The sequence below is a fragment of the Microbacterium sp. G2-16M genome (assembly GCF_055809115.1).
Genome location: NZ_CM147897.1, coordinates 3,195,685 through 3,216,259 on the forward strand (window position 1 = coordinate 3,195,685; position 20,575 = coordinate 3,216,259).

The 20,575-nt window shown below is 71.2% G+C and carries 15 protein-coding genes, 1 tRNA gene and 1 other RNA gene; 13 read left to right on the plus strand and 4 right to left on the minus strand.

Annotated elements, in window-relative coordinates:
• The first annotated feature begins 3 nt into the window (after positions 1–3).
• From AC0L6F_RS15090 to AC0L6F_RS15105, 4 genes are all read left to right on the plus strand, one after another.
• Positions 4–729, plus strand: coding sequence for a TetR/AcrR family transcriptional regulator (locus tag AC0L6F_RS15090; RefSeq protein WP_274637379.1), 726 nt, complete (start codon positions 4–6; stop codon positions 727–729).
• A gap of 123 nt (positions 730–852) precedes the next feature.
• Complete coding sequence (locus tag AC0L6F_RS15095; protein ID WP_473538504.1) at positions 853–1,665, plus strand: MBL fold metallo-hydrolase; 813 nt, start codon at positions 853–855, stop codon at positions 1,663–1,665.
• 317 nt (positions 1,666–1,982) lie between these two features.
• A complete protein-coding gene (gene cmtR / locus AC0L6F_RS15100) occupies positions 1,983–2,339 on the plus strand; it encodes a Cd(II)/Pb(II)-sensing metalloregulatory transcriptional regulator CmtR (protein ID WP_473538505.1) in 357 nt (118 codons plus the stop codon).
• Positions 2,336–2,980 (plus strand): cation efflux transmembrane domain-containing protein, encoded by a 645-nt coding sequence (locus AC0L6F_RS15105; RefSeq protein WP_473538506.1) that lies wholly within the window; start codon positions 2,336–2,338, stop codon positions 2,978–2,980. Before cmtR ends, AC0L6F_RS15105 begins: the two co-directional genes overlap by 4 nt.
• A gap of 179 nt (positions 2,981–3,159) precedes the next feature.
• Here the strand turns inward: AC0L6F_RS15105 and AC0L6F_RS15110 are convergent.
• From AC0L6F_RS15110 to AC0L6F_RS15125, 4 genes are all read right to left on the minus strand, one after another.
• A tRNA-Ser gene (locus AC0L6F_RS15110) sits at positions 3,160–3,247 on the minus strand.
• A 28-nt stretch (positions 3,248–3,275) separates the two neighbouring features.
• Positions 3,276–5,549, minus strand: coding sequence for a transglutaminase TgpA family protein (locus AC0L6F_RS15115; protein WP_473538507.1), 2,274 nt, complete (start codon positions 5,547–5,549; stop codon positions 3,276–3,278).
• The gene (locus AC0L6F_RS15120) at positions 5,536–6,795 is read right to left on the minus strand and encodes a DUF58 domain-containing protein (RefSeq protein ID WP_473538508.1); all 1,260 of its coding nucleotides are present in this window, start codon (positions 6,793–6,795) and stop codon (positions 5,536–5,538) included. Before AC0L6F_RS15120 ends, AC0L6F_RS15115 begins: the two co-directional genes overlap by 14 nt.
• Before the next feature lie 21 nt (positions 6,796–6,816).
• The gene (locus AC0L6F_RS15125; RefSeq protein ID WP_473538509.1) at positions 6,817–7,827 is read right to left on the minus strand and encodes an AAA family ATPase; all 1,011 of its coding nucleotides are present in this window, start codon (positions 7,825–7,827) and stop codon (positions 6,817–6,819) included.
• Between the two features lie 149 nt (positions 7,828–7,976).
• Between AC0L6F_RS15125 and ffs the strand changes: the two genes are divergently transcribed.
• The 9 genes from ffs to AC0L6F_RS15170 all read left to right on the plus strand — a co-directional run bounded on the left by ffs (position 7,977) and on the right by AC0L6F_RS15170 (position 20,442).
• Positions 7,977–8,073: signal recognition particle sRNA small type (ffs, locus tag AC0L6F_RS15130), an RNA gene on the plus strand.
• A gap of 204 nt (positions 8,074–8,277) precedes the next feature.
• Positions 8,278–10,485: a phosphate acetyltransferase gene (gene pta, locus AC0L6F_RS15135; protein ID WP_473538510.1), complete on the plus strand. Its 2,208-nt coding sequence runs from the start codon at positions 8,278–8,280 to the stop codon at positions 10,483–10,485.
• On the plus strand, positions 10,482–11,714 hold the full coding sequence (locus AC0L6F_RS15140) for an acetate/propionate family kinase (protein ID WP_473538511.1): 1,233 nt from the start codon (positions 10,482–10,484) through the stop codon (positions 11,712–11,714). Before pta ends, AC0L6F_RS15140 begins: the two co-directional genes overlap by 4 nt.
• 59 nt (positions 11,715–11,773) lie before the next feature.
• Positions 11,774–12,508 carry an HAD family hydrolase gene (locus AC0L6F_RS15145; protein WP_473538512.1) on the plus strand — a complete coding sequence of 245 codons (735 nt, stop codon included), beginning with the start codon at positions 11,774–11,776 and terminating at the stop codon, positions 12,506–12,508.
• Positions 12,509–12,542: 34 nt separating this feature from the next.
• A complete protein-coding gene (locus AC0L6F_RS15150) occupies positions 12,543–15,071 on the plus strand; it encodes a glycoside hydrolase family 65 protein (protein ID WP_473538513.1) in 2,529 nt (842 codons plus the stop codon).
• A gap of 75 nt (positions 15,072–15,146) precedes the next feature.
• Positions 15,147–17,354, plus strand: a complete 2,208-nt coding sequence (locus AC0L6F_RS15155) for a DNA polymerase III subunit gamma and tau (protein WP_473538514.1) — start codon at positions 15,147–15,149, stop codon at positions 17,352–17,354.
• A gap of 1 nt (position 17,355) precedes the next feature.
• Entirely contained in the window at positions 17,356–17,949 is a 594-nt protein-coding gene (gene recR / locus AC0L6F_RS15160; RefSeq protein ID WP_274637389.1) for a recombination mediator RecR, read from the plus strand.
• Between the two features lie 10 nt (positions 17,950–17,959).
• Complete coding sequence (locus tag AC0L6F_RS15165; protein ID WP_473538515.1) at positions 17,960–19,033, plus strand: DMT family transporter; 1,074 nt, start codon at positions 17,960–17,962, stop codon at positions 19,031–19,033.
• Positions 19,034–19,140: 107 nt separating this feature from the next.
• Positions 19,141–20,442: an aspartate kinase gene (locus AC0L6F_RS15170; RefSeq protein ID WP_473538517.1), complete on the plus strand. Its 1,302-nt coding sequence runs from the start codon at positions 19,141–19,143 to the stop codon at positions 20,440–20,442.
• Positions 20,443–20,575: the final 133 nt, after the last annotated feature.

A 20,575-nucleotide genomic window follows, 5' to 3' on the forward strand; every position in this document is an offset into this window, starting at 1 on the left:
CGCATGGCTTCTCCTCAGCAGCGCCGGGCTGCCCGGCGCGCGGTGGCCGAACCCGCCCCGGCCACGGGCAGGGCCCCGATCACCGTCGACCGGATCACGAGCGCGGCCCTCGAGATCGTCGCGGCGGAGGGGTACGACGCGCTGACTATGCGCAGCGTCGCCGCACGGCTCGAGACCGGGCCGGCGTCGCTGTATGCGCACGTGGTCAACAAGGCCGATCTCGACGAACTCGTCATCGGCCGGCTGTGCAGCCGAATCGAACTGCCGGATCCCGTCGGAGCGCGGTGGCGCGAGCAGATCGTGGATGTCTGCACACAGCTGCGCGACCAGTACCTGGCGTATCCCGGCATCTCGCGCGCAGCGCTGGCGATGGACGCCACGGACCTCGACGTGCTGCGCGTGAACGAGGGCATGCTCGCGATTCTTATCGCCGCCGGCATCCCTGCGCAGACCGCCGCGTGGACCATCGACGCGCTCTTCCTCTACGTCGGCGCCTACACGATGGACATCGCTGTCGCCGAGCACGGGACGGCTGCGGATGCCGGGGTGCGTCGCGGCGGCGCGGATGACCGTGCCGACGTGATCGCTCGATTCACCGCCCTGCCCGAGGACCGCTTCCCGAACACCCGCGCCTACGCGACCGAACTCACGTCGGGAACCGTGCACGAGCGGTTCGACTTCACTCTGGGGCTCATCCTGGGAAGCCTGGCTCAGCTCCGCGTCCGGTGATGCGGCGGGGTATGGGGCGCAGACTCGAGCACGCGGTTGTTCACGGGCGGGACGGCCGTCACCACCGGAATGTCGCCGGTGATTGACTGGTGCTCGTCAGACATCCTCGGGAGGAGGTCCCTCGTGTCATTCTGGATCTGCGCCACGTGCGCCGTCGAGCATGCGGAGCGTGCCGAGGTGTGCGCCATCTGCGCCGACGACCGGCAGTGGGTGCCGGCCGAGGGACAGCTCTGGACGACCCTCGACGACCTGCGGGAGGCCGGCCGTCGCATCGAGGTGGTGGAACGAGAACCCGGTCTGTGGGCGGTGAACAGCACCCCCGGCGTCGGCATCGGCCAGCAGTCCAAGCTGCTGCGCACGGATGCCGGGTGCCTGCTCTTCGATCCGATCGGCTACATCGACCAGGCGGGCGTGGATGCGGTGACGTCGGTGGGAGACGTGGTGGCGATCGTCGCGAGCCACCCGCACATGTACGGCGTGCAGGTCGAGTGGGGGCGGGCGCTGGGCGCGCCGGTGCTCGTCGCCGAGCAGGACCGGCAGTGGGTGGCGCGGCCCGACCCGATCATCCAGACGTGGTCGGGTGACGTCGAGATCCTTCCCGGAGTGACCCTCACTCAGCCCGGCGGGCACTTCCCGGGAAGTGCCGTCGTGCACTGGGCCGCCGGTGCCGAGGGCAAGGGCGTGCTTCTGACCAGCGACACGATCTTCGCGAACCCCGACCGCACATCGGTCAGCTTCATGCGCAGCTACCCGAACCGCATCCCGCTGTCCGCCCGGGTCGTCGAGCGGATCGCCTCGCACGTGGAGCGCTTCGCCTTCGACCGGCTCTACGGGAACTTCGACAACGTCATCCCCTCGGACGCCCGGCGCATCGTGCGACGCTCGGCGGACCGGCACATCGGCTGGGTGACCGGCGAGTTCGACCACCTCACCTGAGCGTCGGCCTCTGAGATACGAGGTCATCGCCGACCTCGAAGCTCAGCGCACCTGTCTTCTCGGCGTCCCTGGCTTGGCGGTCAGCCGCGAAGGTCTGCGCTGGGACTGCTGCACGAGTAGGTGACACCGGACTTCGCTTGCCCCATGGGAGCCCGGAAGGATGTTGCTGTGCCCAGGGCTGGCCGATCGCCGTCGCCCAGAATGTTCACAAACCCATAGGTCTGCCGAGGTGTCAATGCAGCGGCGGTTGCCGCGAACAGCGGTAGCCCGGCACCGAGCGGTCAACGACAGTACAGTGAGGGCTGTACTATTGCCGCGTGCTGACTCTTGCGAACCGTCTCGATGTGATGAATCGGCTGGGCCGTGCCATGGCGGATCCCACGCGTTCCCGGATTCTGATGATGCTGTTGGATGGTCCGAACTATCCGACGGTCATGTCGCACGAGCTGGAGCTCACTCGGGCGAACGTGTCGAACCATCTCACCTGCCTCCGCGACTGCGGCATCGTGGTTGCCGAGCCCGAGGGGCGCCAGACGCGCTACGAGATCGCCGACGCCCATCTTTCGCAGGCGCTGCGGAGCCTGATCGAGGTCACCCTCGCCGTCGACGAGAACGCGCCGTGCATAGACCCCGCCTGCAGCGTCGACGGTTGCTGCTCGGAAGACGACCGATGAGCGCGCCCGTCTCCATGCAGCGCCGCCAGGTGCTGCATCGTCGGGTTCGGTTCATCGTCGCATTCACGATCAGCTACAACGTCATCGAGGCGATCGTCGCGATCTGGGCGGGTTCGAGGGCCTCTTCCGCGGCGCTCATCGGGTTCGGGCTGGACTCGGTGGTCGAGGTCCTCTCTGCCGCCGCGGTTGCCTGGCAGTTCACCCGCAAGAACCCGGAACGGTGGGAGAAGCCCACCGTCCGTGCCATCGGCATCGCGTTCTTCGCCCTCGCCGCCTATGTCATCGTCGACGCCATCCTCACCCTGATCGGGCTTGCGGACGTCGATCACAGCCCGCTCGGTATCGGCATCGCAGCCCTCAGTTTGATCGTGATGCCCGTTCTCGCCTGGTTCGAGTTCCGCACGGGGCGCGAACTCGACTCTAAGAGCGTCCAGGCCGACGCCAAGCAGCTCCTGCTCTGCATCTACCTCTCCGGCACCGTGCTCGTCGGGCTGCTCCTCAACAGCCTGCTCGGGTGGATGTGGGCCGATTCCGTCGCGGCGTTGGTCGTCGCCGGCCTCGCCATCCGTGAGGGCATCGAGGCCTGGCGTGGCGACGTCGAATCGCCGTTCGACGCGCTCAACGAGGACGACGACGACTGAGCGCACGCCTCGCCGGTCAGGCGGCGATTGGCCTCGCGCAAGCCGGGGTGCGGAGCCCACGTGCGACCGCCACGCGCCGGCAACCGGAGGGCGCCGGGCGTGCCGAAATCAGGTCCCGCTCAACTGTGCCACGGGACCTGAATCGAGTCGCGATCCCTTGAAGACACTGGGATCGCGGGTGGCGGAGGATGGGGGATTCGAACCCCCGAGGGCTTGCACCCAACACGCTTTCCAAGCGTGCGCCATAGGCCACTAGGCGAATCCTCCGGGTGGCCCCGGAGGGCCGCAGACCATCCTACCGGGTCGGGGTGGATGCTCCCGCCCCGGCGTAGACGCTCCCCGGGCGCACGACCAGCGAGCGCGGGAACAGCAGGGCGCGTACACGCCGACCCGTCGGAACGGCGAGATACAGGGCGGTGCGGACGGCAGCCGCGCGATCCGCGAGCGCGCGGCCGTCCTCCCCGGTGCCTGCGCGGGGCGGGGCATAGGCCGCCGTCTCGACCGCTCCCACGAGGGCGGCGGTCTCGGCATCCGGTGCGCCTTCGTCCCGCACGAGCCGTGTGCCGAACGCGCGCGGCGACTCGGTGGCCGGCACGGGGATGCCGAGGTCGATGGCGACGTCGCGGATCGAGGCCCACGCCGCCAGCGCATCGCCGCCGCGCGCGGCGGCCTGCTGTCGGCGGCGGCGCAGCGCCCCCAGCAGCGACGGGATCAGCAGCAGCACGACGAGGCCGGCGGCGCCGAGGCCCCAGGGCAGCAGATCCGCTCCGGTCGCCGTGGTCGAGCCGGTGTTGGCGTCGTCGGCGCGCAGCCCGTTCGGATCGGGGCGATCGGACGCACTCGTCGACGGGGACGCGGTCTTGGACGGCGCCGCCGGCTCGTGCGCGCTGCCCCCGCCGGCCGCCGCCGGCAGGAACGAGGTGGGCGAGCCCAGGCTCTTGGTCGGCTCGAACGGGATCCATCCGATGCCGGAGAAGTGCACCTCGGGCCATGCGTGCAGCTGCGCGCTGGACACGTAGTACTCCATCGGCTTGCCCTGGGTGAGGCTGGCGGTGTCGGCGGTGCCCGGAAGGTATCCGACGACGATCCGCGACGGCATCCCCAGCACCCGGGCCATGATGGCGAACGCCGAGGCGAAGTGGATGCAGTAGCCGCTCTTCTCCCGCAGGAAGTCGGCGATGCTCGAGACCCCGGAGCTGTCGAACCCCGACTGTGCCGGAGCGGTCAGCGAGTACTCGAACTCGGAGCCGCGGAACCAGTTCTGCAGGGCGATGAGCCTGTCATAGTCGTCGGTCGCGTCGGCGGTGACGGACAGGGCCGCGTCGGTGATGATCGACGGCATCTGCCCCGGCAGCACCGAGTAGTCGGCATCCGTGCCGCCGGCCGCCGCTGCGCGGATCTGCTCCAGCGTCGGCTGGGGCTCCTCGGTGACGACCTCGTATTCCTGACCGGATGAGGTGGTGGCCCCGTTGGCGACGATCGTGCGGTTGGCCGTCATCGCCTCCCACCCCTTCGGGGTGCCCTTGACCTGCACCGCCGGGAACGGGACCGGCAGGTACCGCGCCGTCAGCCGGTCGATGTGGATGCGTGTGGTCTGCTCGGTCACGGTGATGTCGTCGTCGACCGAGACGTCGTCGAACGTGGCGTCCGCGTTCAGCGGGTCGGAGGACGAGACATCCGGCTTCCAGACGGCGCCCTCCATCCGTGACAGGGTCGCGACCCGCAGATAGGGGGCGGATGTCGCGCTCGTGCGCAGACTGAGGACGGTCACCGGGTCGGGCCGGCGCAGGTCCTTGCCGAGGTCCAGGCTCGCGTTGATGGTGGTGCCGACCGGACCGAAACCCGCCCGCGCCGTCGGCTCCGGCAGCAGGGGAGTGGCGGCCACCGCCACCAGGACGGCGACCAGCCCGATCGCCAGCGCGATGGCCGAGGTGCTGCTCGGCGCGGACGGCACGGCCTGCGGCGGCCGGTAGCGGGTGCGCGTCTCGGCCCGCAGCAGGAACAGGATCGCGGCGGCCAGCAGCACGAAGCCGATCACGTCGAACGGCGCCGGCACGGCCAGCGACGGGATGAGCGAGACGGCCACCAGCGCGATCGCGGCGGCCAGCGGCATCCGTGCCGTGATGGCGGTGTGGTCGATGACGATCGCCACCGCCCCGGCGGCGGCGACCAGGCAGAAGGTCAGCGCCTCGCTCGGCGCCATCGGCGCGATGCCCACCTGGATCTCGTACATCGCGGTGCCCACGAGGTCGGGCACGAGGCGGAAGGCGTGCAGCGTCGGGATGACGAACACGATGGCCGCCTCGCGCAGGAAGACGGCGGTGACCAGGGCGATCCACACAGCGATCTCGATCAGGGCGACGATCGCGGCGGGCAGGCGATACCAGCGCGCGATGAACCCGGCGGCGAACACCGCCGCGGTCACGCCGAGGACGCCGGCGATCCAGGCGCCGGGGGTGATCACGTTCAGCAGCGGCACCATGGCCGCCAGCACCGCGACCCACGAGCCGATCGTCAGCGAGAGCTGCGCGCCGGTGCGTCGGCGCGGCGTGCGCTCAGTCGCGGCCATGGGTGAACTCCGCGGACACGAGGTCGGCATGCGAGACGCGCGTCCACGCGTCGCGCAGGTCGACCCCGGGGGCGATGGATGCCGCGTACCAGCCGGTCGCGACGGCCCGTTCCAGGGCGTCCTCGACGGGGGCCGCCGACAGCAGCACCGGGTGCGCGCTGTGCGCCGGCAGGGCGGCCAGGCCGTCGGCATCCGCGGGGGTGAGCCGGCCGCACACCACGACGAGGGGCCCGGTCGCGGCGCCCGACCACAGGCGGGCCAGGCCGATCAGATCGGCATCGCCGTGCGCGGTCACGGTGGCGAATCGGCCGATCAGGACGGCCACGGCGGTGTGGTCTCCGCCGGGCACGATCTCGGACAGCGGCGTGCCCTCCGCGTCCACGACCTGGACTGCGTAGCCATCGCGGGCCAGCGCGTTCACCGCCGACACGCACGCGGTCACGGCCGCCTCGAACGGACCGTCCTCGCCGGTGGCGGTCGCGGCATCCGCCCACCGGCCGATCGCGCGGTCCAGCACGACGGTCGCCTCGGGGGTGGACTCCTGCTCCTCCTGGCGCACCATGAGCGAGTCGCGGTGCGCGGTGGCGCGCCAGTGGATGCGCCGCATCGAGTCGCCGGGTTCGTACGGGCGCGCGACGAGGTTGTCGGTGCCCTGGCCCAGCCGGGTCGTGGTGGCGTGCAGCATCCCCCCGGTGGCGCCGGCGAACGCGGTCAGGGGCGGCAGGTCGATGCACTCCGGCGTGACCATGAGCCGCGTCGTGTCGCCGATCTCGGCCGCCCGGCGGGCGATGCCGAACGGGTCGCGGATGGTCAGCTCGAGCGGGCCGAGCCAGTGCACGCCGCGCTGGACGGCCTGCACGTCGTAGACGAGGTCCACCGCGCGCTCCCCGCCGCGCAGGCCCGAGCCGAGCGCCGGGAACCGGCCGTCCGACCGGCCCTGCAGGCCCGTCGGGACGAGGTCCTCCCACGTGCCCGGGGTGGTCGGCAATGCCGTGCGCACGCTGACATGGACGGTGATGTGGGCGGTCCCGCCGACCGGCACGGCGGCCGGCGACGAGAAGCGGGCGACCGTGACATCCCGTCGGGTGATGTGCAGGGTGAGTAGGCTGACCGCCACCAGCGCCAGCAGGAAGATGCCGAACCCGAGCAGCTGCACCGACCCCAGCTGGGCGGCCGCGATGAAGAAGGCCAGCGCGAGCACGCCCGCCGCGGCGCCGCGCAGGGTCAGGGGCCAGGACTGCCTCATGGTGCTGTCCTCATGGCCGGCTCACGACCCGGTGGCCAGCGGCACCGGCACCGTGGTGATCAGCCGCTCCAGAATGGTGGTGACGGTGTCTCCGCCGCCGCGGCCGCGCACGTTCGTGGCGCGCGTCGGGATCAGGCGATGCGCGAACACCGGTACGAGCAGGGCCGAGATATCGTCGGGGATCACGAACGCGCGGGCGTCCAGGGCCGCGCAGACCTTGGCGGCGCGGACCAGCTGCAGCGTCGCCCGGGGGCTCGCCCCCAGGCGCAGGTCGGGATGCGTGCGGGTCGCGTGCGCGAGCGCGACCGCATACTGCTCGATCGGCGCGGAGACGTGCACCCGCCGCGCCCAGGCGATCAGCTCGCGCACCCGCTGCGCGTCCACGACGGGGCTGATCGCGGCCAACGGGTTCGCGGTGTCGCGTTCGCGCAGCATCTGCGCTTCGGCCACGGCATCCGGATATCCCATCGAGATGCGCATCATGAACCGGTCGCGCTGCGCCTCAGGCAGGGCGTAGGTGCCCTCCATCTCGAGCGGATTCTGGGTGGCCACCACCAGGAACGGGTCCGGGAGCGGATGCGTGTGGCCATCGACGGTGACCTGCCCCTCCTCCATCGCCTCGAGGAGGGCCGACTGCGTCTTCGGCGACGAGCGGTTGATCTCGTCCGCGATCACGATGTTGGCGAACACCGCGCCCGGCTTGAATTCGAACTCGCGGTCGACCGGGTTGAAGACGCTGACCCCGGTGACGTCGCCGGGCAGCAGATCGGGCGTGAACTGGATGCGGCGCACGGTCGCATCGACCGTCGCGGCCAGGGCCCGTGCCAGCATGGTCTTGCCCACACCCGGGACGTCCTCGATCAGCAGATGGCCCTCGGCCAGCAGCGTCACCAGCGCGCTGCGCACAGCCTCGGGCTTGCCGTCGATCACGCGCGAGACCTCGGTGAGGATCCGCCCGGTCGCCTCGGCGAATCCGGACGGGCTCATCGGCGCGACAGCGTCCGTCGCGGTGGGGGCGGATGTCTGCTCCATCGGCAGTCCTTCGGGTCCGGGGGCGGGCCTCTTCGCCCGTGTCCTCCGATCGTAACCCGACCCAGGCGGCCCCGTCGCTGGGAAGGAGCCGAGCCGACCGCGACCCGGATGCCCCGGATGAGCACGGCGCGAGATCCGGTTAGACTGGTGGCAGCTCTCCGCGAGGCGGCATCCAGGCCAACTCCCCCAGGACGGAAACGTAGCAAGGGTAACCAGGCTCTGCCGGGTTCGCGGAGAGTCTTACTTTTTCCCGGCCCGCCTGGCCGCCCCGCTGGCCCAGCCCCCGTGTCGAACGTCGAGACCGGGGATCCTCCGTGAGACCCAGGGGAATGTGCCCGGTCTCGCGGCGATCCCCCGGTTTCGGCGAAGCGCGGCCGGTGGGCACTCGCGACGATCCCCACGTTTCGGCGAAGCGCCGCCGTCGCGCGTGGCGATGCCTAGGCTGGACCCGTGGCGCAGAGCATCTTCATCACGTCGGCGGAAGGCCATTCGGGCAAGTCCACGATCGCGCTCGGAGTGCTCGACGCGATAAGTCACGCGACCCCGCGTGTGGGTGTGTTCCGCTCGATCGCCCGGTCCACCCTCGAGCGCGACTACGTGCTCGAGATGCTGCTCGAACACGACGGGGTCGACCTCGACTACGACGAGTGCATCGGCGTCACCTACGACGACGTGCGCGCGGACCCCGAGGCGGCTCTCGGCGTCATCGTCGAGCGCTATAAGGCCGTCGAGGCGCAGTGCGACGCGGTCGTCATCCTGGGCAGCGACTTCACGGATGTCGGCAGCCCCGCCGAGCTCGGCTACAACGCCCGCATCGCAGCGAACCTCGGAGCCCCGGTGCTGCTCGTGCTGGGCGGCCGGTCGCAGCAGGACCTCGGCGAGCATCTGGGCATGACGCAGGCCCGGACGCCCCAGCAGATGGGCCAGATCACGGCGCTCGCGCTCGCCGAGCTCGCGCACGGCCGCGCCGAGCTGCTCGCGGTGATCGCCAACCGCACCGATCCCGAAGCCCTCGACCAGACGGTCGCCGCCGTCCGCGCCGCCGTCGCGGCATCGGCCGTGCGCAGCGGCGCCGCGACCGCGCCCGCCGCCGCCGCGCCCGCCGCCGCGACCGCGCCCGAGGGGTCGGCCGCACCGGCCCCCGGCATCCCGGTCTGGGCGCTGCCCGAAGACCGGTTCCTGGTCGCGCCCTCGATGCGCGGCGTGATGCGCTCGCTGGATGCCACCCTGCTGAAGGGCGACGAGGCGCTGCTGACCCGCGAGGTGCTCGACGTCGTGGTCGCGGGGATGTCGATGGTCAACGTGCTCCCACGGCTCGAAGAGGGCGCGGTCATCGTCGTGGCCGCCGACCGCACCGACGTGCTGCTGGCGACCCTGCTGGCCAACGCGTCCGGCACGTTCCCGTCGCTGGCCGGCATCGTCCTGAACGGGCCGTTCGAACTGCCCGACGCCATCGACCGGCTGATCGACGGGCTCGGCTCGTCACTGCCGATCGTGACCAGCGCGTTCGGCACCTACGAGACCGCGCTGCGCATCATGCGCACCCGCGGCCGGCTCGCCGCCGACTCGCAGCGCCGATACGACACGGCGCTGGCCATGTTCGAGCAGCACGTCGACGTCGACGAGCTCACCCGTGCGCTCGGCCTCGCGCGCTCCATCGCCGTCACCCCGCTGATGTTCGGCTACCAGCTGGTGGCGCGGGCCCGCTCCGACCGCCGGCGCATCGTCCTGCCCGAGGGCGGCGACGACCGCGTGCTGCGCGCTGCCGCCACGGTGCTGGCGCGAGGTATCGCCGACATCACGATCCTGGGTGAGCCGATCGAGGTGCGCGGGCGCGCGATCGAACTGGGCATCGACATCACGGCCGCCACCGTGCTCAGCCCGTTCGACGCCGTCCACGTCGACCGGTTCGCCCGCGAATACGAGCGGCTCCGCGCGCACAAGGGCATGACTTACGATCGCGCCGCCGACACCGTCACCGACGTGTCGTACTTCGGCACGATGATGGTCCACCTGGGGCTGGCCGACGGCATGGTCTCGGGCGCCGCGCACACCACGGCGCACACCATCCGGCCGGCGTTCGAGATCATCAAGACCGCGCCCGGTGTCTCGGTGGTCTCCAGCGTGTTCCTGATGGCGCTCGCCGATCGGGTGCTGGTCTACGGTGACTGCGCGGTCATCCCCGACCCCACGGCCACTCAGCTCGCCGATATCGCCATCTCGTCCGCGGCGACGGCCACGCAGTTCGGCATCGAGCCGCGGGTCGCGATGCTCTCGTACTCGACCGGCGAGTCCGGTGCGGGGGAGGACGTCGTCAAGGTCCGCACCGCCACGGCCCTCGTGCGCGAGCGTGCACCGCAGCTGCCCGTGGAGGGCCCGATCCAGTACGACGCGGCGGCGGATGCCGCGGTCGCGGCCGCCAAGATGCCCGACTCGCTGGTCGCGGGCCGGGCCACGGTGTTCATCTTCCCCGACCTGAACACCGGCAACAACACCTACAAGGCGGTCCAGCGCTCGGCCGGAGCGGTCGCGATCGGCCCGGTCCTGCAGGGGCTGAACAAGCCGATCAACGACCTGTCCCGCGGGGCGCTGGTCGAAGACATCGTCAACACGATCGCCATCACCGCCATCCAGGCACAGACAGAGGCATCCGCGTGAGCATCGTCCTGATCGTCAACAGCGGCTCCAGCTCGTTCAAGTACCAGCTGCTCGACATGGCCGCCGAGCGCGTGCTGGCGACCGGCCTGGTCGAGCGGATCGGCCAGTCGATGGGGGAGTGCCGGCACACCGTGCACGCCGTACCGGGCGCGCCCGGCGAGGGCGCGCCCACCATGCTCGACGCCACCTACGAGCGCGCGCTGCCGATCGCCGATCACTTCGCCGGCTTCGCGGTGATGCTGGATGCCTTCGCCGACCACGGTCCGAGCCTCGAGCAGAATCGACCCGTCGCCGTCGGGCATCGCGTGGTGCACGGCGGCGCGCGGTTCTTCGAGCCGACCCTGATCACGCCGCTGGTGGAGATCAACATCGAAGAGCTGGCCGTGCTCGCCCCGCTGCACAACCCGGCCAATCTCGCCGGCATCGTCGCCGCGCGCCGCGCGTTCCCGGATCTGCCGCACGTCGCCGTGTTCGACACCGCCTTCCACCAGACCCTGCCCGCACCCGCCTACACGTACGCGATCGACGCCGAGCTGGCCGCACACCACCGCATCCGCCGATACGGCTTCCACGGCACCTCGCACAAGTTCGTCAGCGAGGCGGCGGCGGCCTTCCTCGGCCGGCCGCTGGGCGAACTGAAGCAGATCGTGTTCCACCTCGGCAACGGCGCGTCGGTCACCGCCGTCGATGCGGGCCGTTCGGTGGAGACCTCGATGGGCTTCACCCCGCTGGAGGGACTGGTGATGGGCACCCGGTCCGGCGACATCGACCCGGCCGCGCTGCTGCAGCTGGCGCGGCGGGCACAGCTGGATGTCGATGGCCTGGACGAGCTGCTGAACAAGCGCAGCGGGCTGAAGGGGCTGAGCGGATTCTCGGACATGCGCGACGTGCTGGCCGGCCGCGCCCGGGGGGATGCGGCATCCGGCCTCGCATTCGACGTGTACGTGCACCGGCTGCGCACCTACGCCGGCGCATACCTGGCACAGCTGGGCGGCGCCGACGTCATCTCGTTCACCGCCGGCGTCGGCGAGAACGCGCCCGAGGTGCGTGCCGGCGCGCTGGCCACGCTCGGGTTCGCCGGCGTACAGGTCGACGCCGGGCGCAACGCGGAGCGGGGCCGCGGCATCCGGATCATCTCGACGGATGCCTCGGCGGTGACCGTCCTCGTGGTGCCCACGAAGGAAGAGCTCGAGATCGCCCGCCAGACGCTGCAGGTGACCGGCGGCTGAGAGGGCCCCGGGCGCTGCCCCGGCTCGTTACGCTGGAAGGAGTCGACGAAGGGCGAGCGGTGACAGATCTGCGAGCGTACGAGGCCGTCCTGTTCGATCTGGACGGGGTGCTCACCCCCACGGCCGTGGTGCACATGCACGCCTGGCAGCGCCTGTTCGACGAGCTGTTCGCCGCCTGGGAGATCACCCCGCCGTACACCGATCGGGACTACTTCGAGCACGTCGACGGCAAGAAGCGCTACGACGGGGTGGCAGCCCTGCTGCGCAGCCGATCGGTCGAGGTGCGCTGGGGGGATCCGTCCGATCCGCCGACCGCCGACACCGTGTGCGGGATCGGCAACCGCAAGAACGCGTACTTCGAGCGCGCGCTGCGCGAGGACGGCATCGCCCCGTACCCGGGGTCGCTGCGGCTGCTGGACGCGCTGCGGGACGCCGGGACCGCGGTGGCCGTGGTGTCGAGTTCGAAGAACGCCGAAGAGGTGCTGCGCACCGCCGGGATCCGCGACCGGTTCACGGTGGTCGTGGACGGGATGGTCGCCGAACGCGACGACCTGGCCTCCAAGCCCGCCCCGGACATGTTCCTGGACGCGGCGCGGATGCTGGGGGCCGAACCGGCCCGTGCGGCCGCGGTGGAGGACGCCCTCAGCGGGGTGCGCTCGGCGGCGGCCGGCGGCTTCGCGCTGGTCGTGGGCGTGGACCGCGGGGTCGGTGCGCCGGCGCTGCGCGAGGCCGGGGCGCACCTGGTGGTGACCGATCTGGGTGACCTGGTCGAATCCTCGTCCGGCGGTGCCTAGACTCGTCGAGTCCCTGTTCCCGAGAAGGACCAAGATGATCGATCGCGACCGCTTTCCCATCGACCCCTGGCGTCTCGTCGAGACGAGTTTCGACATCGATGACGCCGGGGTGACCGAGAGCCTGTTCGCCGTGGGCAACGGCTATCTCGGCCTGCGCGGAAACCACCCCGAGGGACGGCACGCGCACGAGCAGGGCACGTTCATCAACGGCTTCCACGAGACCTTCCCGATCCGGCACGCCGAGAGCGCCTACGGCTTCGCCGAGGCGGGCCAGACCATCCTGAACGCGCCCGACGCGAAGGTCATGCGCGTGTACGTGGACGACGAGCCGCTCACGTTCGACGTCGCCGACATCCGCGAGTACGAGCGCGAACTCGACTTCCGCGACGGCGTGCTGCGCCGCAGCATCCTGTGGGTCACCCCCAGCGGCAAGCACGTGCGCGTCGACTTCGACCGGATGGTGTCGTTCGAAGAGCGCCACCTGGCCATCATGAGCGTGGATGTCACGGTGCTCAACGACGACGCCCCGGTGACGGTCAGCTGCCAGATCGTGAACCGGCAGGACGGCGAGGATGTCTACGGCGGCACGCCGACGGCGCCGCGCCGCGCCGGCTTCGACCCGCGCAAGGCCGAGCGGTTCGCCGAGCGGGTGCTGCTGCCGCAGGAGTACTGGCAGGACAAGTCGCGCTCCACCCTCAGCTACAAGGTCGCCCAGTCCGGCATGACCCTCGGGGTCGTGGCCGACCACATCATCGAGACAGACAACCCGTACACGATGCGGACCCTGGTCGAGCCCGACATCGCCAAGAACGTGTTCCGTGTGCAGGCCAAGGCGGGCGTCCCCGTGCGGGTGATCAAGCTCGTCAGCTATCACACCGGTCGCAGCGGCGTGCCGGCCCGCGAGCTGGTGGACCGCTGCCGCCGGACCCTGGACCGGGCGATGGATGTCGACGTCACGACGCACTTCGAGCGTCAGCGCGCCTGGCTGGACGCGTTCTGGGAGCGCTCGGACGTGCGCATCGGCGGCCGAGACGAGCTGCAGCAGGCGGTGCGGTGGTGCCTGTTCCACCTGGCCCAGGCGGCGGCGCGCGCCGACGGCGAGGGCATCGGTGCCAAGGGCGTCACCGGTTCGGGCTACAGCGGCCACTACTTCTGGGACACCGAGATCTACATCCTCCCGTTCCTGGCGTACACGACGCCGCAATGGGCCCTGAACGCGCTGCGGATGCGGGTGGTGATGCTGCCGGCCGCGCGCCGGCGTGCGCACCAGCTGACCGAGGCCGGGGCGCTGTACCCCTGGCGGACGATCAACGGGGAAGAGGCATCCGCCTACTACGCCGCCGGCACGGCGCAGTACCACATCAACGCGGACATCTGCTTCGCGCTGGCCCGGTACGTGCGGGCGACCGGCGACATCGACTTCCTCTATCGCGACGGGGTCGACATCGCGGTGGAGACGGCCCGGCTGTGGGCCACCCTCGGGTTCTGGCGCTCGCACGAGGGCTTCCAGGAGTTCCACATCCACGGCGTGACCGGCCCGGACGAATACACGACGGTCGTCAACGACAACCTGTTCACGAACGTGATGGCGCGGTTCAACCTCCGCTACGCCGCGCAGACCGTGCGCGAGATGGAGGAGCTGGACGGCGAGGTGTACCGCCGGATGGTGGATCGGCTCAAGCTCGACCCCGCCGAGCCGGATGCCTGGGACCGGGCGGCCGACTGCATGCACATCCCGTACAGCCCGCAGCTGGGCATCCACCCGCAGGACGAGGTGTTCCTGGAGAAGGAGGTGTGGGACCTGGAGCGCACGCCGGCCGCGCTGCGTCCGCTGCTGCTGCACTTCCACCCGCTGGTGATCTACCGGTACCAGGTGCTCAAGCAGGCCGACGTCGTGCTGGCGCTGTTCCTGCAGGGCGACCACTTCACCCCGGACGAGAAGCGCGCCGACTTCGAGTACTACGACCCGCTCACCACGGGCGATTCGACCCTGTCCGGCGTGACCCAGTCGATCCTGGCCGCCGAGGTCGGCTACCAGGACCTGGCGGCCGGATACTTCGAGCACGCCCTGTACGTGGACCTCGCCGACCTGCACAAGAACGCGGCGGACGGCGTGCACGTGGCCTCGGCCGGCGGCGTGTGGACCACGCTGGTGTCGGGGTTCGGCGGCATGCGCGACCACGGCGGAGTGCTGACCTTCGACCCGCGCCTGCCCAGCGACTGGAGCGACCTCGCCTACATCATCCACTGGCACGGCACGCCGCTGCACATCACGCTGCGGCGCGAGGCGCTGCACGTGCGCGCGGGCGACGGGGTGCCGGTCGAGTTCAGCGTGCGCGGGGTCGGGTACACCGTCGATCCCGGCAGCGAGGTGGTCGCCCCGCTGGCCGACCAGGGTCCGGTGATCCCGGGACGACCCTCGCTCCGCGAGCTGATCGGCGAGCGTCGCGAGGACGGCACGCTGCTGTCGGCATCCGTCCCCACGACCGAGACCACCTCGATCCCGGTGATCAGCGGTGCCGTCCCGGTGATCGACGTGTCGGACGGCGCGCTCGGCCGCTGACGCCCGCGGGATGGGATGCCGCATCCCGGCACACTCCGCTCTCCGGGTGTCCGGGCCACACCGTAGGCTGGACGGGTGACCACCGCTCTGTATCGCCGCTACCGGCCCGAGACGTTCGCGGAGATGATCGGCCAGGCGCAGGTCACCGAGCCGCTGATGACCGCGCTGCGCGGTGATCGGATCGGCCACGCGTACCTCTTCTCCGGCCCGCGCGGCTGCGGGAAGACGACGTCGGCGCGCATCCTGGCCCGGTGTCTGAACTGCGCCGCCGGCCCCACCGACACCCCGTGCGGGACGTGCGACAGCTGCGTCGAGCTCGGTCGCGGCGGGGGCGGATCCCTGGATGTCGTCGAGATCGACGCGGCCTCGCACAACGGCGTCGACGACGCCCGCGACCTGCGCGAGCGGGCGGTGTTCGCGCCCGCGCGCGACCGGTTCAAGATCTTCATCCTCGACGAGGCGCACATGGTGACGCCGCAGGGGTTCAATGCGCTGCTCAAGCTGGTGGAGGAGCCGCCCGACCACGTCAAGTTCATCTTCGCGACCACCGAGCCCGAGAAGGTCATCGGCACGATCCGGTCGCGCACGCACCACTACCCGTTCCGGCTGGTCGCACCCGCGGCGATGCTCGACTACGTCGAGCAGCTGTGCGCGCAGGAGGGCGTGAGCGTCGAACCGGGTGTGCTGCCGCTGGTGGTCCGCGCGGGCGGCGGCTCGCCGCGAGACACGCTGTCGGTCCTCGACCAGCTGATCGCGGGCTCCGAGGACGGCGCCGTCACCTCGGCGCGCGCCGTCGCGCTGCTCGGCTACACGCCGGCCGAGCTGCTGGACGAGGTGGTGGACGCGTTCGCCGCCGGCGATGCGGCCGCCGCGTTCGCCGCGGTAGACCGGGTGGTGCAGACCGGTCAGGACCCGCGACGGTTCGTGGACGACCTGCTCGAGCGGCTGCGCGACCTGATCGTGGTGGCCGCGACCGGCGATGGGGCCGTGAACGTGCTGCACGGCGTGCCCGCCGAAGAACTCGAGCGGATGTCGCGCCAGGCCTTCACCTTCGGCGCCGAGCGGCTCTCGCGGATCGCCGACATCGTCGTGGGGGCGCTGGACGAGATGAGCGGCGCCACCTCGCCGCGCCTGCAGCTCGAGCTGATGATCGCCCGCGTCCTGGCGCGGGCCGCGGCGCCGGGCCCGGGCGCGGAGCAGGCGCCCCGGGCCGAGATGCCGCAGCCGGCCGCTTCCGCTCCCGCTCCGACTGCACAGCGGGCGGAACGCGCCGAGGCACCGGCGCCCGCCGCACCGGCGCCTGCCATGTCGGCGCCCGCCGCACCGGCACGAACGCCCGCCACGCCGGCGCCTGCCACCCCGACGCCGGCCCCGGTCGCCGAGCGGGCGGAGCCCGTCTCGACGCCGGCTCCCGCCCCTGAATCCGCACCGGTCGCCGCGCGCGCCGAATCGTCGGCGCCTGCCGCCGCTCCCATCCCGGAACCCGCCGGTCCCGTCACCCTGGAGCGCGTCCAGCAGGCGTGGCCCGAGATCCTCGGACGCCTCGAGGGCGCCAACCGCGGATCGTGGCTCATCGCGACCGCCGCCACGGTGGTGGACGTCGCCGGCGATGTGCTCACTCTCACATTCGCCAGCGCATCCGACGTCGCGAAGTTCAAGAAGCTGCAGGCCGGCGCCGGACCCAGCGAAGACCTGCGCCAAGCCATCCAGTCCGTCCTCGGCATCCGGGTGAAATACATCGCCCGGCACGCCGGAGGACCGGGCGGCGGGCCAGGCGCCGGCGGCCCCGAAGGTCCCGGCCCCGCCCCCGGATCCGGATCCGGCGGTCCGTCCGCCGACGGGACGGCCGTGGCGCGTGCGCCGCAGCCGGCCGCGCCGGCATCGACCCAGCCGACCGCGCGCACGGCCCCGGCCTCGGCGGCGCCGGTGACCGACTGGGCCGTGGCATCCATTCCCTCCGACCCCGGCCCGGCGCAGTTCGCCGTCGACGATGAGCCCGAGGACGCGACGTCCGCCCGCGCGCGCGTCGCGACGCTCGCCCCCGCCCGCGAAGGTGACATCCTGCCCGCCTCCGATGTCGAGACCTCGATCGAGCCCGACGAGGACGAGCGCGAGGCCGACGAGCCGACGATCGAGGATGCGCCCGTGCCCGTCGTGGCACCGAGACTGTCGACGGTGCGCGACGACGGCGTCGAGCGGGTGGGCGAGGCCGTGGTCCGGCAGATCCTCGGGGCGACGTTCGTGCGCGAAGAGCCCTACGAGGCCCCGACGAGGTTCAGCTGAGATGTACGACGGAATCGTCCAGGACCTGATCGACGAGTTCGGCCGCCTGCCCGGCATCGGGCCGAAATCGGCGCAGCGGATCACGTTCCACATCCTGCAGACCCCCGGGTTCGACGTGTCGCATCTGTCCGAGCTGCTCGGCGAGGTGCGCGAGCGCGTGCGCTTCTGCGAGATCTGCGGCAACGTCTCGGAGCAGGACCGGTGCACCATCTGCCGCGACCCGCGCCGCAACCAGACCCTCATCTGCGTGGTCGAGGATGCGAAGGATGTCGCGGCCATCGAGCGCACGCGCGAGTTCCGCGGGCTGTACCACGTGCTCGGCGGATCGATCAGCCCGATCGCCGGCATCGGCCCCGACGACCTGCGGATCGCCCAGCTCATGCAGCGACTGGCCGACGGCACGGTGCAGGAGGTCATCCTGGCGACCAACCCGAACCTCGAGGGCGAGGCGACCGCGACCTACCTGTCGCGGCTGCTGCACACCCTGCAGATCACCGTGACCCGGCTCGCGTCCGGCCTCCCCGTGGGCGGCGACCTGGAGTACGCGGACGAGGTGACTCTGGGCCGCGCGTTCGAGGGTCGCAGGTCCGTGTGACAATGCACGAGTGAGTGCAAAGGGCTGGTGGCTGTTCGCTGCCATGGCGGTGCTGTGGGGTGTGCCGTATCTGTTCATCAGCGAGGCGGTCAGCTCGTTCTCGCCCGCCGCCGTCGTGAGCGGCCGCACGCTCGTGGGGGCGCTCCTGCTGCTGCCGATCGCGCTGCGTCGCAAGGCCCTGAGACCCGCCCTGCGCAAGTGGCCGTGGGTGCTCGCGTTCGGCGCCGTCGAGATGGGCGGCCCGTTCTTCCTGCTCAGCCACGCCGAGCAGACCATCCCGTCCGGCCTGACCGGGCTGCTGGTGGCCACGGTCCCGCTGTGGGCGACGATCATCGGATTCGTGGTGGGCAGTCATCGCGACATCCGGCTGTTGAAGATCGTCGGGCTGCTGGTCGGCTTCGGCGGCGTGGCGGTGATCGTCGCCGGTCAGGGGCTGGTGGTGACGGATGCCGCATCCGCCCTGGTCGCCGTCTCCGAGGTGCTGCTGACCGCCGTCCTGTACGCGATCGCGCCGTTCATCATCGCGGCCAAGCTCGGCGACGTGCCGTCCCTCGGCTCGATCACGCTCGCGCTGTTCGCGATCGGGATCGTCTACCTGCCGATCGCGCTGCTCACCCAGCATGAGGTTCCCACCGTGCGCAGCACCGTGGCGCTGGGCGCCCTCGCCGTGCTGTGCACGGCGATCGCGTTCATCGTGTTCTTCGCGCTCATCGCCGAGGTCGGGCCGGTCACCGCCCCGCTGTTCACCTATGTGAACCCGTTCGTGGCGATCACGCTCGGGATCATCGTGCTCGGCGAGCAGCTGACGCCGGGGCTGCTGATCGGGTTTCCGCTCGTCCTGCTGGGATGCTGGCTGGCCGCCACCGGCGGACGAGCCCGTCGCATCCGGACGACGCCCGTCTCCGGCGTCGAGGTTCCCGGCGCCCCCGATGCCGACATCGCCGTCGCTGTGGCACCCACCGACCCCGCCGCCGTCGTCCCCGGCGCCGTCGTGTCCGAGACGGTCGTCCCCGGCGCAGCGCCGACCGCGAACGCCGATTCCGCCTCCCACGCGACGCGCCCAGATCCCCGCCCGCGCACCTGACCCGCCGACACATGGCCGGGCCGGTATGGCCCGATCCGTAAACTGGACCGCGGACGCGGGATCCGCGTCCCGCGCACGCAGCGTGCCGCATCCGGGAGTCCCCACATATGGCGCTGATCGTCCAGAAGTACGGCGGGTCCTCCGTCGCGAACGCCGAGAGCATCAAGCGGGTCGCGAAACGCATCGTGGATGCACGCCGCGCCGGGCACGACGTCGTGGTGGCGGTCAGTGCGATGGGCGACACCACGGACGAGCTCCTCGAACTGGCCTCCGAGATCGCCCCGATCCCTGCGCCGCGCGAACTGGACATGCTGCTGTCGAGCGGAGAGCGCATCTCCATGGCGCTGCTGGCGATGGCGATCCACTCGATGGGCTTCGAGGCGCGCTCGTTCACCGGCAGCCAGGCGGGCATGATCACCGACGCCCGGCACGGTGCGGCCCGGATCGTCGACGTCACCCCGATCCGGCTGCGCGAGGCGCTGGACGAGGGCGCCATCGTGATCGTCGCCGGCTTCCAGGGCTTCAACCGCGACACCCGCGACATCACCACGCTCGGCCGCGGCGGGTCCGACACGACCGCCGTCGCCCTCGCCGCCGCGCTGGAGGCCGACGTCTGCGAGATCTACAGCGACGTCGACGGCATCTTCACCGCCGACCCGCGGGTCGTGCCGAAGGCGCGCAAGCTCGACGTCATCTCCAGCGAGGAGATGCTCGAGCTGGCCGCCAACGGGGCCAAGGTCCTCTATATCCGCGCGGTGGAATACGCCCGCCGGCATGGCGTGCTGATCCACGCGCGGTCCACGTTCAGCTCGGCCGAAGGCACTCTCGTCATCGACGAGACGCGTCGCGCAGACCTGTCCGCCACGTTCCCGCAGATCCAGGGAGAGCACATGGAAGAGCCCGTCGTCGCCGGCGTCGCCACCGACCTCAGCCAGGCGAAGATCACCGTCATCGCGGTCCCGGACGTTCCGGGCAAGGCGGCGGAGATCTTCAAGATCGTCGCCCGCTCGGGTGCGAACGTCGACATGATCGTGCAGAACATCTCGGCGGCCACCACCGGTCGCACCGACATCTCGTTCACCGTGCCCAAGGCCGATGCCTCCACCGCGCTGCGGGCGCTGGCCGCGCATCAGGACGACGTGGGCTTCGGCAACCTCATCCACGACGACCAGATCGGCAAGCTGTCCGTCGTCGGGGCGGGCATGCGCACGAACTCCGGGGTGTCGGCGACGCTGTTCGACGCCCTGTCGGTGGCCGGCATCAACATCGAGATGATCTCCACCTCCGAGATCCGCATCTCGGTCGTGCTTCGCGGCGACGACCTTGCCGACGCCGCGCGCGCCGTGCACACCGCGTTCGGCCTCGACGGCGAGACGGATGCCACGGTCCACGCGGGCACCGGGCGCTGAGACGCTTTCACACCCCGTCCGCGGCAGGCTCGCGATGCCCGCGCGCACCGCGGGCCGCGCCCGGGTAGAATCGGCGAAACCCCGCGACGCCGCATCCCGAATCGCTCGGTGCGTGAAAACACCCTGCGATCCG

Bases quoted from the DNA above. Each gene is read 5' to 3' on its own strand.
- AC0L6F_RS15125 (WP_473538509.1), bottom strand. From the start codon at position 7,827: ATGGAGCAGACATCCGCCCCCACCGCGACGGACGCTGTCGCGCCGATG.
- AC0L6F_RS15090 (WP_274637379.1), top strand. From the start codon at position 4: ATGGCTTCTCCTCAGCAGCGCCGGGCTGCCCGGCGCGCGGTGGCCGAA.
- AC0L6F_RS15170 (WP_473538517.1), top strand. From the start codon at position 19,141: ATGGCGCTGATCGTCCAGAAGTACGGCGGGTCCTCCGTCGCGAACGCC.
- recR (WP_274637389.1), top strand. From the start codon at position 17,356: ATGTACGACGGAATCGTCCAGGACCTGATCGACGAGTTCGGCCGCCTG.
- AC0L6F_RS15120 (WP_473538508.1), bottom strand. From the start codon at position 6,795: ATGAGGCAGTCCTGGCCCCTGACCCTGCGCGGCGCCGCGGCGGGCGTG.
- AC0L6F_RS15105 (WP_473538506.1), top strand. From the start codon at position 2,336: ATGAGCGCGCCCGTCTCCATGCAGCGCCGCCAGGTGCTGCATCGTCGG.
- AC0L6F_RS15150 (WP_473538513.1), top strand. From the start codon at position 12,543: ATGATCGATCGCGACCGCTTTCCCATCGACCCCTGGCGTCTCGTCGAG.
- AC0L6F_RS15115 (WP_473538507.1), bottom strand. From the start codon at position 5,549: ATGGCCGCGACTGAGCGCACGCCGCGCCGACGCACCGGCGCGCAGCTC.